The sequence below is a fragment of the Rheinheimera soli genome (assembly GCF_031457405.1).
GTDB classification, from domain to species: domain Bacteria; phylum Pseudomonadota; class Gammaproteobacteria; order Enterobacterales; family Alteromonadaceae; genus Pararheinheimera; species Pararheinheimera soli_A.
In genome coordinates this window covers 172457-187322 of record NZ_JAVDWR010000005.1, presented here as the reverse complement: position 1 = coordinate 187322, position 14866 = coordinate 172457, and the positions used below count along the sequence as shown (strand labels likewise).

Annotated in this window: 11 protein-coding genes; 6 read left to right on the top strand and 5 right to left on the bottom strand. The window is 45.0% G+C overall.

Annotated features, from left to right (window positions below):
• Window positions 1–104: 104 nt before the first annotated feature.
• Window positions 105–1382, bottom strand: coding sequence for a Xaa-Pro dipeptidase (locus tag J2W69_RS10400; protein ID WP_310277803.1), 1278 nt, complete (start codon window positions 1380–1382; stop codon window positions 105–107).
• A 24-nt stretch (window positions 1383–1406) separates the two neighbouring features.
• Window positions 1407–1661, bottom strand: coding sequence for a ubiquinone biosynthesis accessory factor UbiK (gene ubiK / locus J2W69_RS10395; protein WP_310277800.1), 255 nt, complete (start codon window positions 1659–1661; stop codon window positions 1407–1409).
• 161 nt (window positions 1662–1822) lie between these two features.
• On the opposite strand from ubiK, the gene rep reads away from it, so the two are divergent.
• Entirely contained in the window at window positions 1823–3838 is a 2016-nt protein-coding gene (gene rep / locus J2W69_RS10390) for a DNA helicase Rep (RefSeq protein ID WP_310277794.1), read from the top strand.
• Here the strand turns inward: rep and J2W69_RS10385 are convergent.
• On the bottom strand, window positions 3812–6376 hold the full coding sequence (locus J2W69_RS10385; RefSeq protein ID WP_310277791.1) for a bifunctional diguanylate cyclase/phosphodiesterase: 2565 nt from the start codon (window positions 6374–6376) through the stop codon (window positions 3812–3814). The two genes, rep and J2W69_RS10385, sit on opposite strands and share 27 nt — an antisense overlap.
• A gap of 214 nt (window positions 6377–6590) precedes the next feature.
• Window positions 6591–6989, bottom strand: a complete 399-nt coding sequence (locus J2W69_RS10380; RefSeq protein ID WP_310277788.1) for a c-type cytochrome — start codon at window positions 6987–6989, stop codon at window positions 6591–6593.
• Window positions 6990–7545: 556 nt separating this feature from the next.
• Between J2W69_RS10380 and polA the strand changes: the two genes are divergently transcribed.
• The gene (gene polA / locus J2W69_RS10375) at window positions 7546–10323 is read left to right on the top strand and encodes a DNA polymerase I (protein ID WP_310277786.1); all 2778 of its coding nucleotides are present in this window, start codon (window positions 7546–7548) and stop codon (window positions 10321–10323) included.
• Window positions 10324–11105: 782 nt separating this feature from the next.
• Here the strand turns inward: polA and yihA are convergent.
• A complete protein-coding gene (gene yihA / locus J2W69_RS10370) occupies window positions 11106–11720 on the bottom strand; it encodes a ribosome biogenesis GTP-binding protein YihA/YsxC (RefSeq protein WP_310277783.1) in 615 nt (204 codons plus the stop codon).
• 181 nt (window positions 11721–11901) lie between these two features.
• Between yihA and J2W69_RS10365 the strand changes: the two genes are divergently transcribed.
• From J2W69_RS10365 to J2W69_RS10350, 4 genes are all read left to right on the top strand, one after another.
• The gene (locus J2W69_RS10365) at window positions 11902–12528 is read left to right on the top strand and encodes a c-type cytochrome (RefSeq protein WP_310277780.1); all 627 of its coding nucleotides are present in this window, start codon (window positions 11902–11904) and stop codon (window positions 12526–12528) included.
• Between the two features lie 695 nt (window positions 12529–13223).
• Window positions 13224–13778 carry a class I SAM-dependent methyltransferase gene (locus tag J2W69_RS10360; RefSeq protein WP_310277777.1) on the top strand — a complete coding sequence of 185 codons (555 nt, stop codon included), beginning with the start codon at window positions 13224–13226 and terminating at the stop codon, window positions 13776–13778.
• Window positions 13779–13831: 53 nt separating this feature from the next.
• Complete coding sequence (yihI, locus tag J2W69_RS10355) at window positions 13832–14386, top strand: Der GTPase-activating protein YihI (RefSeq protein ID WP_310277773.1); 555 nt, start codon at window positions 13832–13834, stop codon at window positions 14384–14386.
• A 10-nt stretch (window positions 14387–14396) separates the two neighbouring features.
• Window positions 14397–14855, top strand: coding sequence for a DUF2489 domain-containing protein (locus tag J2W69_RS10350; RefSeq protein ID WP_310277770.1), 459 nt, complete (start codon window positions 14397–14399; stop codon window positions 14853–14855).
• Window positions 14856–14866 lie beyond the last annotated feature (11 nt).

The window sequence follows — 14866 nt, the reverse complement described above, 5'->3', positions numbered from 1 at the left end:
TAACTGCGGTCAATTATTCAGCAATGCCATGACAACTCTGTGTAAGAAAGACGAGAAAAAGCAGAACATAAGCATTAGAAAATCTAATGCTTATGTAGAAGAGGTTATAACACTGGCTGACCGGATTTCACCACCATAGCAGGTTGCTCCAGTGTTTCTATGTGAGTCAGCGGATCCACAGGCACGGCCACCATATCCGCATAAGCCCCCACTTCCAGCACGCCGACATTTTGTTGGCCTTGCTCATTTTTCCAGTTTAATAAAGTACCGGCATTGACAGTTGCAGCCTGAATAGCCTGCAAAGGTGTCATGCCCCACTGCACCATATAAGCCAGCTGACGACCATTTAAACCATGAGTATAAACACCGGCGTCAGTGCCATAGGCCATCTTCACTCCGGCTTTGACCGCTTTTTGGAAGTTTTGCCGTTGCAACAAACCTACGGTTTTTTCTTTGGCTAAAGACTCAGGCAATATGCCGGCCTTTTCGCCTTCACTTAAGATAAAGTCACTGACATACACATCCATCACTAAATACGTGCCGTGTTTTTTCGCCAGTTTAATTGCCTCATCATCAATAAAGCTGCCATGTTCAATTGAATCCACCCCAGCCGCAATGGCACGTTTAATACCCTGTAAACCATGGGCGTGTGCGGCGACAATACGGCCTCGGTCATGAGCTTCGTCTATCAAAGCTTTCATTTCTTCGAAGTTATACTGGCTGGCATTCACATCGGTGTTTTTCGACATCACACCACCAGTTGCAGTAAATTTAATTACATCAGCACCATACTTAATGTTTTCCCGCACTTTTGACCGAACTTCATCCGGACCATTGGCCACACCAGCACTTCTGGAATTGTAGATATGCGGCAACAAATTGTTGTCGCAGTGTCCGCCTGTAATACAAATGGTATGAGTCGCCACCCGCATCCGTGGCCCCTGAATCTCACCATCCTCTATAGCATCACGCAAAGACACATCGGCATAACCTGTAGCGCCTAAGTTCCGCACTGTAGTAAAGCCAGCTTTTAAGGTCGCTTTGGCGGCGCCCACACCAAAAATGGCTTCACGGGTTGGCGTTTCCACTAAAGCACGGTAGCCGTGTTTTTGTGGATCTGAAGTTAAATGCACGTGCATATCAATCAGGCCCGGCACTACATAATGTTTCGATAAATCAATCAACTGTGCATCTTTTGGCGCCTTGTCTGCATCAACAATAGCGCTGATACGTCCTGCTTCAACCAGAATAGCTTTGTTTTTCTGGTAGTTGCCGGTGCGTACATCCAGCAAATACCCTGTCTGGATCACCTGATCAACCTGAGCCCAAAGCGCCGAACTGAAAAGCCCAGCCAGCAGTACCGATACCTGAGTTAACTTCATAACTTTCCTTATCTGCTTTACTTTTTAGTTTGCGGATCCATTGCCAGCCGACAGTTCAGCAACACGACGTTCCAGTTCATCCAGTTTGGCGCGGGTTTTGGCCAACACCTGAGTTTGTACATCAAACTCTTCACGGGAAACAAACTCCAGCTGACTCAGCTTTTGCTGCAATACCTGCTTTACCTTGCTTTCCACATCATCGGCCATCTCACGCATTTTAGGTGGGATAGCTGCACCAATTTGCTTAGCAATTTCTTCAATTTTTTTTGGATCTATCATGATGGATCTCCTTTAGAGGTATTTTATTCTACGAGCCTTTAGGCTCAGGTTGGATCTATTCTGCCGCATATTTGCCCTGGTTGCTCGTTTTGTGCGGAAATCAGCACGCCTGCGCTTGATGAATTTGAGTTAAACTAGCATCCTTCTGTAAAAGGTGCCTGATGAAACTTAACTCTCAACAAAACGATGCTGTGCATTATATCAGCGGGCCTTGCCTGGTACTGGCAGGCGCTGGCAGCGGAAAAACCCGGGTGATCACCAATAAAATTGCTTATTTAATTCAGCAATGTGATGTGCCTGCCAAACATATTGCGGCTGTGACTTTTACCAACAAAGCCGCCCGCGAAATGAAAGAGCGGATTAAGCATCAGCTGGCACGGCCTTTGCTCAGGGGCTTAACTGTTTCCACCTTTCACACTTTAGGTTTGGAAATTCTGAAAAAAGAATACCGCGCTATTGGCTACAAGCCAAACTTCACGCTGTTTGATGATCAGGACAGTATGGCGCTACTCAAAGAGCTAACCGATGATGAACTGCAAGGGGATAAAGATTTACTCAAAGCCCTGCAAAGCAAAATTTCGTCGTGGAAAAATGATTTAACTTTGCCAGGTCAGGCTTTATCCCGCGCTACTGACGCCCAAAGTATCAGCTTTGCTAATTTCTATCAGCAATATGCACAGCAGCTTCGTGCTTATAACGCTCTGGATTTTGACGATTTAATTATGGTGCCTACTTTATTGTTTGCCTCAAATGAGCAGGTGCGGCAGAAGTGGCAGCAAAAAATTCAGTACCTGTTGGTGGATGAATATCAGGACACCAACACCAGCCAGTATGAACTGGTGAAATGGCTGGTGGGTGAGCGCCAACGCTTTACTGTGGTTGGAGACGACGACCAGTCGATATACTCCTGGCGTGGTGCCAAACCGCAAAACCTGGTATTGCTGGGCAAAGATTTTCCAAATTTAAGAGTCATTAAGCTTGAGCAAAACTACCGCTCGGCTGAGCGTATTCTGAAAGCCGCTAATATTCTGATCGCTAATAATCCACATGAATACGATAAACGACTGTTCAGTGAACTGGGTTATGGTGTGCCTTTACGGGTATTGCCGACCCGTAACGAAGAAGATGAAGCCGAAAAAGTGATAGCTGAAATTATTTCGCACCGCTTTATTAACCGCACTCAATATAAAGAATATGCCCTGCTGTACCGTGGCAACCATCAGGCGCGGGTGTTTGAAAAAGCACTGATCACCAACAGAATTCCATACAAAGTCTCGGGCGGTACTTCGTTTTTCTCCCGGGCTGAAATTAAAGACATCATGGCTTATTTACGCTTATTGGTAAATCAGGACGATGACAATGCCTTTTTGCGTATTATCAATACCCCGAAACGTGAAATAGGCGCAGCGACTCTGGAAAAAGTAGGCAGTCTGGCCAATGAAAAACATATTAGCTTATTTGCTGCCTGCTTTGAGCCTGAACTGGCTGAACGCCTTCCAGCCCGGGGTTTGCAATCAGTGCAAAACTTTGCCAACTGGATTAATCATGTAGCTGATAATGCCTTGCGTGCTGACCCAAAAGAAGCAGTCAAAGATCTGATACGGCAAAGCCACTACGAAGCCTGGTTATTTGAAAGCAGCGCCAGCCCAAAAGCCGCTGAAATGGCGTTAAAAAATATTAACGAGCTGTATCGCTGGATCAGCGAAATGCTCGAAGGCAAAGACGACGAAGAGCCGCTCAGTTTAAATGAAGTGGTGACCAAGCTGACCTTGCGCGACATGATGGAGCGTCAGGAGCAGGAAGACGACGCCGATCAGGTGCAGTTGCTCACCTTACACGCTTCCAAAGGTCTGGAGTTTCCTTATGTCTTTATGGTGGGTATGGAAGAAGGTTTATTGCCGCATCAAAGCAGCATAGACGAAGACAATGTAGAAGAAGAACGTCGTTTAGCTTATGTAGGTATTACCAGAGCACAACGCGAGTTGATTTTTACTTATGCCCGCGAACGTCGTCAGTATGGCGAAGTGATTAAACCTGAACCGAGCCGGTTTTTATATGAATTGCCGACAGATGATTTGGAATGGAGCAAAGCAGCTCCTGTTAAAACTGAGCAGCAACGACAGGAAACAGGTTTGGCCCATATAGACAGATTACGCCAACTGCTGAAAAAGCCCTGACTGGTTTTCGCTCACCGGGCTGCTATCGGCAAAATAGCAGCATCCCAGCTGAGTCAGGTAAGCACGGCTTTCGTCATTTTCGGCGACAGCAGCAACCAGACGGTATTTGTGGGTTTGCGCCAGACTTAACATCACCTGCAGCAGCTGTTTACGCTGATCGCTGCGCTGTAAGCTGCGGCTAAAGGCAGTGTCTAACACAACAAAATCAAATGGGTACTGCACTACCAAACCTAAAGCAGCCACTTCGGCAGCAAACTGGTCTAATAGCAACCGAATGCCCAGCCGCTTTAACTGATGCAAATTCGCCAGCTGAGTGCTGGTTAAACGTAATAAATCCGCCTCGTTAAAGCCGATACACAACTGATGCAGTGGTAACACTGAATGGCGTAGCACATTACACAGCTTATCAAAAAGCACTGTGTTGTTCAGATGACCATTACTTAAGGTAATGCTGAATACAGTAGCGCCGGCATTTTTCTGGCAAAGCTGGCGCACCAGTTCCAGTTCAATATCAGGCATTAAACCAGCCTGAGTGGCCTGACGACTTAACTCAGCTTTGTGCTCTGCATCCCCCTGCTGCCAGTCCAGAAGCACCTGGTAACCCAGAACTTCTGCATCAGCTTGCAATAAAGGCCGGAAAGCTGGTGCAAATTGTTGTTGAGCAACAGCTTGCTGCAGCGCTTGTTCCTGCCCCAGTTCCTGCAGCATTTGTTGACGCATCGAATCATTAAAAATCACAAAACGGTTGCGGCCAAAAGACTTGGCCTGGTACATAGCGGCGTCAGCGTCCCGTAATAACTCATCAGCGTTTTGATACTCTGGCTGATAACAGGCAATGCCCAGACTGGCACCTGAACAAACCTGCTGACCTTCGAGTATCATCGGCTGGCGCAACGACTCAATTAAACGTTCTGCTACTTCTTCGGCATCCAGATCACTTTGGATTTGGCCTAATAAAATCACAAACTCATCACCGCCTAAACGGGCGACTAAATCATGTTCACGTACGGTTTGCTGTAAACGCTGACTGACTTCGATTAAAAACAAATCGCCAATATGATGGCCCAAGGTGTCGTTAATCAGTTTAAAACGGTCTAAATCGATAAACAGCAAAGCAAAACGCGGATTAGCTTCGCGGTTGCGGTAGGAAAAACGCTGACGCAGTTGCATCAAAAACATCTGCCTGTTCGCAAGGCCGGTTAAGGCATCATGATTGGCTTCATGAAAGAGTTTTTCTTCGGCTTTTTTTCGTTCTTCCACCTGCAAGCGCAGGAACAAATTGGTTTGGCGCAACTCACGGGTCCGCTCAAAAATACGTTTTTCCAGCTCTTCGTGCTGTTGTTTTTGTTGTTCTGTGTTTAGTTTGCGGGAAATAGCCACAGCAATATGCTGAGACACAAAACGTAATAAATTCAGCTCTTGCTCGCTGTAACTATAGGTATTGTCGTAACACTGCAAAGCGATTACGCCCAGCACCTGCTCTCCAAGCATTAGGGGTGCCCCCAGCCAGCTTGTTGGCATTGCATAATGGCCAAAACTTGACTTAACACGGTCAACCACACCAGTTTTGACTAAATCCAGTAACTGCGTCTGACTGATCAGTTTGGCTTCACCAGAACGGATCACATATTCAGTTAAACCACTTTGCAAAGCACGTTCAGTTGGAGTCGGAGTGTACTGATCTAAATAAAATGGGAAACGTAATCGATCACCAGCTTCGTTTAACAGCGCTATGTAACAGTTATCCGCTTTCATCAGTTCAGACAAAATCTGATATACCTCATGATAAAAACTCATCATGTCAGTGCTCTTGGCTGTCATCTCGGAAATTTTGTACAAAGCCGACTGCAATTGCTCCGCATTGGTGCGCTCTCGGATTTCTTTTTGCAGTGATTGATTGATGGTTTGTAACTGCTGAGTTCGCTCGCGTACCGTTTGTTCCAGCAATTCCCGACTTCTGACTCTGTCTATGGCAGTGACTGTGTGAATGGCAATATTGCTGATCAAAGCCAAATCATGTTGGTTGTAGTGGCACTGTGGGTCATAGCTTTGAATCGCCATCACACCTATCACTTTTTCGCCGCGGCATAAAGGAACACCTAACCAATACTGGCAAGCCGTGCCCTGAGCTGTGATATCGCCGCTTTCCACCAGTCGTCGATAGTCATCCTGATCACACAACAAGGCTTGTTTAGTGCGGGCGACATAACCGGTCAAACCTGAAGCAAAAGCGTCGGAAGGTGCATCCAATAAAGTGTGTTGGTCTTTTTCATCGGCGAAATATTCCAGCAAAAATTGCTGGTCCTGGTCACAAAGCACCACATAAAAATTGTCTGCTTTAAGTTGCTGATTCAGTAAACGATGAATGGCGGGGTAAAACTCTCGCATATCTTTAATGCAAGAAGCTAATTCTGACAGCTTTAATAAGGCGCCCTGAATGATATAAGCCTGTTTATAGCCTGCCGCCAGCTTACGCAGACGGCGCAACTGACTAACCACAAGATGCTGGGCTTTATCCAGAGTCGTTATATCCTTCAACTTTTTCTCTTATTCTTATTTGAGGCAAGGCAACCAAAGCTGGTTGATGGTTAAGCCACCCTATTATGCACAAAGCTTAACCAGATGGAAGATGAAATGAGGCAGCTGGTCAGATCTTCTTATAAGCAATTAAGCTATAAATATAACTATTAGACCTATAAAGTTTAAGGAACAAAAAAACGCTGCCAAAGCAGCGTTTTTAATCACAAAAAATTTACACGCCTTCGATCATAAACGCTATGGCGGCAGAAATTTCATCATCGGAGCAATCCATACAAGTACCACGGGCTGGCATAGTACGAATACCTTCGATAGCGTGTTTTAACAATAAATCCGCACCTTGAGCTATACGAGGCTTCCAGGCCGCATCACCTTTTTTAGGTGCATCTAAAGCTCCGGTGCCATGGCAGGCAAAACAAGAACTTTGATACACTTGCTCGCCGGTGCGTGGACCTTTAGGTCCGGTATCTGCCGCAACCTCTGCGCCAGCCAGGTAAACCTGACCTACAGGTTCAAGACGTTTTTTGATCGCGTCATTGTCTGCGTCCTGTGCAGCAACGTTGGCTATTGCAGCAGTTGTCATCAGCACTAAGGCGAAAGTGAGTTTTTTCATCTGGATAATCCTGTCAATAAGCCATACAAAAGTTAGGGTATTATAACGCCGGGATCCTTCATAGTGGAAGCCCCTGTATTTGTTGGCTTTTAACTTAGCCCATAATCCAGACTAAGTTCAGCCAAATTTGCAGGAAATAATGCCTTATAACTGTTCAATCTTAATAGCCTTTCTTTGAGTCAAAAAAAATTGAAGTCAAGACTGTGCAAAGAAAATCTTTGTGATAGTCTGTTTGCCCTACTTTGATTGTCTTACCCTGTCGCCTTTTTGACAGGAAACCAAAGTGAGATAATTTTCCACAAAATGGAATAATAAGAAAAACAACAAGGGAACCTCTAGCATTACCCTTCTTTTTCTTTTAAATACAATAACTTAAGCATCTCCACCCGGACTCTTTACAGAGATTATCCGGTTGCTTGTCATTGTCTGTCCACAAAGTTATCCACAGCTTTTTCGTTTAAAAAAGTATCAACTCAATACGTCCAAACCGCAGCTACAGCTGGCTGAATCAGCCCTGTTGTGGCATGCTTACGCAAAACATCAAGGGATCCTAATCATGGTTGTTATACCGGACAATCCTCTCATTCTTGTCGACGGTTCTTCTTATTTATTTCGTGCTTATCACTCACCACCACACCTGACCAATTCCAAAGGAGAAGCAACTGGCGCCATTTATGGTGTAGTGAATATGCTGAAAAGTTTGCTGCGCCAATACAAACCCAGCCAGATGGTGGTGGTGTTTGATGCAAAGGGCCCCACTTTTCGTAATGAAATGTACAGCGAATATAAAGCCCATCGCCCCCCTATGCCGGACGATTTACGCAGCCAGATTGCGCCTTTGCATCAAATAATAGAGGCTATGGGTTTACCGCTGATTTGTATCAGCGGCGTTGAAGCAGATGATGTCATAGGCACTTTAGCAGTTCAGGCCAGTCAACAAGGCCGGCATGTGCTGATTTCAACAGGTGATAAAGACATGGCCCAGTTGGTTGATCAGCATGTCACCTTAATTAACACCATGACGGATACCATTTTGGATCCAGCCGGTGTAGCAGAAAAGTTTGGCGTAGGACCAGAGCTGATTGTCGACTATTTAGCCCTGATGGGTGATAAATCAGACAATATTCCGGGTTTACCTGGTGTCGGAGAAAAAACAGCGCTGGCTTTACTGCAAGGAATAGGTTCTATAGAAAAGCTCTACCAGCAGTTGGATCAGATCGCAGCGCTGAATTTCCGTGGCAGCAAAACCATAGCGGCCAAAATGACAGAGTTTAAAGAACAACTGATCTTGTCTTATCAGTTGGCTACCATCAAAACAGATGTCGAATTGTCATTGCAAGCGGATAGCTTAGATATCAAAACACCCGATCAGAGCAAATTGGCAGAGCTGTTTGCCGTCTGTGAATTCAGACGCTGGTTAAGCGAAGTGTTAGCAGGCAAAGACACTGCAACAGCTGTAGCGGCAGAAGCAGCAAAACAGAATGCAGAGCAAGAAGATGAACTACCAGCCAGTGGCATTGATACCAGCAGCTACCCCTGTATTTTAACCGAAGCTGATTTTCTGCAATTGCTGGAACGTCTGCTTGAGGTTGAACTGGTGGCTTTTGATACTGAAACCACCAGTCTGGATTATATGCAGGCCGATATTGTTGGTATTTCGCTGGCGTTAGCGGCTGGTGATGCTTGTTATATTCCGCTGGCGCATGATTATGTGGGCGCACCTGAACAACTAGACCGTGACTGGGTACTGACTCAGCTAAAAGACTGGCTGGAAGACGAAACTAAAGCCAAAGTAGGTCAAAACCTGAAATACGACCAAAGTGTATTGGCGCGCCATGGTATTGAACTTCGAGGCATTCGTTTTGATACTATGCTGGAGTCTTATATTGTCAACAGCGTAGCCTCGCGCCACGATATGGATTCCTTGTCACTGAAGTACCTCGGGCATAAAGCCATAGCTTTTGAAGACATCGCAGGTAAAGGTGCTAAACAAATCACCTTTAACCAAATAGCGTTGGAGCAAGCCTCACCTTATGCTGCAGAAGATGCAGACGTGACTTTACGTTTGCATCAAACCTTATGGCCACAGCTGGAGCAACATTCAGGCTTACAAAAAGTGTTCCGCGATATCGAAATGCCTCTGGTACCTATTTTGTCTAAAATGGAACGCACAGGGGTAAAAATTGATGGCAATTTGTTAGCGCAACAAAGCATGGATTTAGCTAAACGTATAGCGGAGATTGAGCAGGAAGCTTATCAGATGGCGGGTAAAGAATTTAATCTGTCATCCCCTAAGCAGTTGCAGGAAATCTTATTCGAACAGATGGGGTTGCCTGTCCTGAAAAAAACACCGACAGGCACACCATCCACCGCAGAAGAAGTATTAGCTGAGCTGGCACACGATTACGAGTTTCCAAAACTTATTACTGAGCACAGGGGTTTAAGTAAGCTCAAATCTACTTACACAGATAAGCTGCCGTTATCCGTTAATCCGGCAACAGGCCGGGTGCATACGTCCTATCATCAGGCCGTGGCAGCCACGGGTCGGTTAAGTTCCACTGAACCTAATCTGCAAAATATTCCTATCCGCAGTGAAGAAGGCCGGCGTATTCGTCAGGCTTTTATTGCGGAGACAGGCAAAACCATACTGGCAATTGACTATTCACAAATCGAATTACGCATTATGGCGCATTTGTCGCGCGACCCGGCTTTGTTAAATGCTTTTGCGCAGGGTAAAGATATTCACAGAGCCACGGCAGCCGAAGTATTTGGTGTAGAACTGGACCAAGTCAGTTCAGAACAACGTCGTCGCGCTAAAGCGGTGAACTTCGGTTTAATTTACGGCATGTCAGCTTTTGGTCTGGCACGCCAGCTGGGTATCAGCCGATCTGAAGCACAGCAGTATGTCGATTTATATTTTGAACGTTTCCCAGGCGTATTGGATTATATGGAACGAACCCGCACTCAGGCTCATGAGCAGGGCTATGTGGAGACTCTGTTTGGTCGTCGTTTGTATCTGCCAGAAATTAATGCCAAAAATATGGCCCGGAAAAAGGGCGCTGAACGTGCAGCTATCAATGCTCCAATGCAAGGTACAGCGGCCGACATTATCAAAATGGCCATGATTAAAGTGGCAGCCTGGCAGGAAAAACAACCTGCTGGTGTTGTCGCCATGATTATGCAGGTACACGATGAACTGGTGTTTGAAGTAAAAACCGAAGAGCTGGAAAGAGTTAGCTCAGAACTGGTCAACATCATGCAATCTGCGGCTTCGTTGGATGTGCCCTTACTGGCTGAAGCTGGGTCTGGGCCAAACTGGGATCAGGCGCACTAAAAAAATTGTTATAAGGCTGAACTAAGTTAAAAACATCCAGTCTTACTAAGCGTGTATATGCCCATTCCTGGTAGTTTGATTTTTCGCCCCAACTTGTTTGGGGCTTTTTTATGGATGAGCAGCCATCTCTGATACCCGTTCATGGACCGCAAAGCATCAAAGACAATGTGAGTGACAAAAGACTTCAAATATTTAGCTATTCGCTGCCATTTTCGCCCTGAATTGTAGAATTAACCAACAAAATCAGCGATTCATACTGGTAATAAAGCTACATTTTTTCAGTTTAATGACAAATTCACTAAATATTTGTAGTTTAATTACAGCCTTCCACTTGCATTTTTAATCAACACTTGTAGAATTAAATTCGTAGGGTACAGAGGTAAGATGTTCTATCTTTCAGCACGAATGCGCTTAACAGCTTATTTAGTGGCCAGAAAGAAAGGCTTATTTAGCCGCCCCACTGCTTGCAGTGGGGCGTTTTTTTTGTCTGCTGATCAGAAAAACTGAAATAAAACTAGATTTTTTAGAGCAAATACTTCAAACATTCATAATTCTATGTATAATAGCCCTGTCTTGTTAATCCAAGACACCCTGTTGATTTGAAATTATTGAATAGCTTCTCCCCGTTTGCTATGACCGGCCTCCTCAAAAAGGGCCGGTTTTCTTTTTTCTGGCCCATGAGCAACTGAACGGACAGTCTTCGGAAGTTTTACTTTACTTTTCTGATTAACAGCCAAAAAAAAGCAGAGACTATGCTCTGCTTTTCAGAATTTCGTAAAAATTTATTCTGGTTCTGCGCTATACCATTGGTCCAGCTTTTGTTCTAACTCAGCCAAACCTAACTTGGTTAATGAACTGAATACCTGCACTGTGACATCACCCATAAAAGCCATAGAGGCTTCAGTGACTTCCATCAGTACTTTTTTGCGCGGCCCTGGACTTAACTTGTCCGCTTTGGTCAGGAGCAATAACACCTGCAGATTGCTTTGCACTGCCCAATGAATTAAATCCTGATCCAAATCTTTTAGCGGATGACGGATATCCATCAAGATGACGATTCCTTTTAAACTTTCGCGTTTAATCAGATATTCACTCAGAGCTTTTTGCCATTTTTCTTTGACCGCTAAAGGCACTTTGGCAAAACCATAACCAGGTAAATCGATCAGACGTTGATTCTCAGATAAAGAAAACGTATTAATTAACTGAGTACGACCTGGTGTTTTACTGGTGCGGGCTAAACCATTTTGCCGTGTCAGCGTATTTAACGCACTGGACTTGCCGGCGTTAGAACGACCAGCAAAGGCAACTTCGACACCTGTATCTGCGGGCAGAGCCTTAATATCAGGGGCACTGGTCAGAAAAGTTGCTTTCTGATAATTGATGATCGCTTTATACACTGTCAGCTCCGGCTGTAAATTTGGCTATAGTGTAACGGATCCTGAAGATCCACAGAAGCTTTACTGTGATTTATGGGATTCTATCTGTGCAAGATTCGTGTAAAATAGACATAAAATATAGGGTTATTCAACTTGGTTGCCAGATTTCTGGCGGTTCAACGCGGACAGAGACGGAAAAAAAATGAAAAAATTCGCACTTCCACTCACGCTCTTTTTAGGGTTAATCAGTACAGCTTATGCATTCGATGGGGATGCTGAAGCAGGTAAAGCTAAATCCGCTACTTGTGCTGCCTGCCATGGCATGGACGGGAATAGCCCTACCGACTTATATCCAAAAATTGCTGGTCAACATGCAGGTTATTTATTTAAGCAGTTAAAAGAGTTTCAACTGGGTGCACAAACTGGCGGTAAAGAAGGTCGTCACAACGCCCTGATGGCTCCGATGGTTGCCACTTTATCCGAACAGGATATGAAAGATTTGGCGGCTTTTTATGCCAGCCAGAAAATGAAAGAAGGCAGTACACCAGAAGATGTGGTTGCTCAAGGCGAGAAGTTATTTCGTGCCGGTGATATGGAACGTGGTATTGCCGCTTGTATAGCTTGTCATGGTCCACGTGGTGTAGGTCACAGTTTAGCTGGCTTCCCGAAAATTTCGTTCCAGCATGCTGCTTACACTAAAGCTCAATTGGAAGCTTTCCGTAGTGGTGCTCGTGCCAATGATATGAACGGCATGATGCGCGACATTGCGAAAAAGCTGACTGACGAAGATATTGAAGTGCTGTCTAAATATGTGGGTGGTTTGCACTAACCGTACTTTTTCTCTACAGAAAAACCAGGCTTTATGCCTGGTTTTTTGTTTTATTCGCCCCTTCCCTGGCACTCATGCCTTGGGTCAATGCTTCGCATTGTTAAATATTGAAGCTCTGCAATTATTTGTGAGATATATCTCACAGCACTGTAAGACATCGCTTACAAAGTGCCAAATTAGCGAAAAACGTATCATAACTATTTGATTTTTAATAACATTATAAAAAAGTTCATTTTTTTTGTACTTTTTTTATACCGCTGTATTGCCATTCTGAAAAATCGGAGTAGATTGAAGTCCGTTACATTTAGTAACGATTAAAAACACGGAAAGCAGGCACGGAAAGCAGCAGTGCATCAGTACGTTTTTTACAGCATCACCATGATGACAGTGTGTATTTTACACAGCGCAAGGACGGACCACTAAGTATCAGGATGATCGCGAATAATTATTTTCATAGGGAATTTGCGTAAAAATATAAGGAACTTGTGCAGACAGGGTGTTGAACTCCCGTCAGGACGACTTCAAGCAGATTATGTGTCGCGCTAGACACCTTATATAGAGGGCGGTACCATCTTACACCGCCCTTTTTATTTATCCTCACTATGAATTCAGTATGCCCACTTTGTTTAGAGTCACAAACCCAGCCTTTTTGCAGCGATAAAAAACGTGCCTATTTCCAGTGTCAGCAGTGTTTTTTGGTATTTGCTGACCGTAGCACTCTGTTGACTGCACAGCAGGAAAAAGCCCAATACGATTTGCATCAGAACCAATTGGATGATCAGGGTTATCGCAAGTTTTTATCCCGTTTATCTTTACCTTTACTGACAGCACTCACTGAAGAACAAAGCACCGGGCTGGATTTTGGCTGTGGGCCCGGGCCCTTATTGGCGCAAATGCTGACCGAAGCAGGCAAACAAATGCAGGTCTGGGACCCGTTTTATGCGCCAGAGCCACAAGTTCTGCAGCAAAAATATCATTTTGTCAGTTGTACTGAAGCCATAGAACATTTTATCAACCCGGCGAATGAGTGGAGTTTGTGGCTGAATTTACTGCTACCGCAAGGCATTTTGGCGGTGATGACCAAACGTTATACAGACCAAAACAGCTTCAACAACTGGCATTATAAAAACGACCCAACCCATATCAGTTTCTTCCACCAGCGCACCTTTGAATTCTTGGCACAGCGCGATCAGCTCAGGCTGGAATTTCCTGCCGATGACGTAGTTCTATTTAAAAAGCGAAATACCTAGGTTTTCTGGCATAAACTGGTTAAAATACGCGCCCTTTTTCGTAGGTAACACATATGACCCGGATTAAAAAAACTCGCACCTCAGGCCCACTTGGTACCAGGCACAGACCGGCTGATGAAGCCCGTCAGGATCGCACGCGCGCGCCTGAAACCAAAAAGAAAGGTGCGGGCTTAAAATCCGGTAGTCGCCATTCTCCGTCAGCCGAAGACAAGCAACAACACTCAGGCAAAAGCTCTAAAGATCCACGCCATGGCAGTAAAAAGCCAATTGCTTTAGTAGTGACAGAAGCAGAACAAAAGCTGATGGCTCAACCGAAACAGTTCAAGCCTGTAGTCCAGCTGAGCAAAGCCAAAGAGCCGGAAATGCCACCAGAGCAGGAATTAGCCCTGCTTGAGAATGATGAGAAACTGCTGGAGTTGCTGGATCAAGTAGACAAAGGCGAAATTCTGACAGGCAAAGACGCTAAGTACTTTAATGCCAAAACTGCACGTCATGCAGAGCTGGTTGCTCTGTTAGGCCTGGATCAGGATGACGCAGAAGAGGAAGATTTGGATCCATTAGCCAAGTTGGAGCGTACTGACTGGCGTAAAGAGTTTTTAGGCGAATAGGGGATATAGTTTGACCTTAAGCTGGATACTGGCCACTTTAGCGGCAGTTTTGATTCTTGGTGGCCTGAGTTTTTATCTTGGCCGCCTGTTGTGGTTGATCAAACAACAAAAGTTAAAACAGCAACAAGTGGTTGAGGCAAAAAATGCCAATCTCACTGAAAGTATAGTGTTGATTGCCAAAGCCATGCGGGAAGGACAGTGTGAGCTGTCTGAAGGTGCGTTACGCCTTTGGGTGCTGCTGGATCATCTGCAGTTGCCTAAAAAACCAGACGCAGTTCAAACCTACCCTGCTTTGTTTAAAATGTACGATATAGTGAAAGACATGCCGACCCATCAGGCCCGCAAAGAGCGTGATAAAAAAGAAATACGGCATTTGGATCATATCCGTGAACAGGCTGAAATTGACTTAAAAGCCGATATCCTGGCTGACGTACATAAATTGCTGGCGTTTTTTCAGAACCAAAAATAGAACTAGAAAAG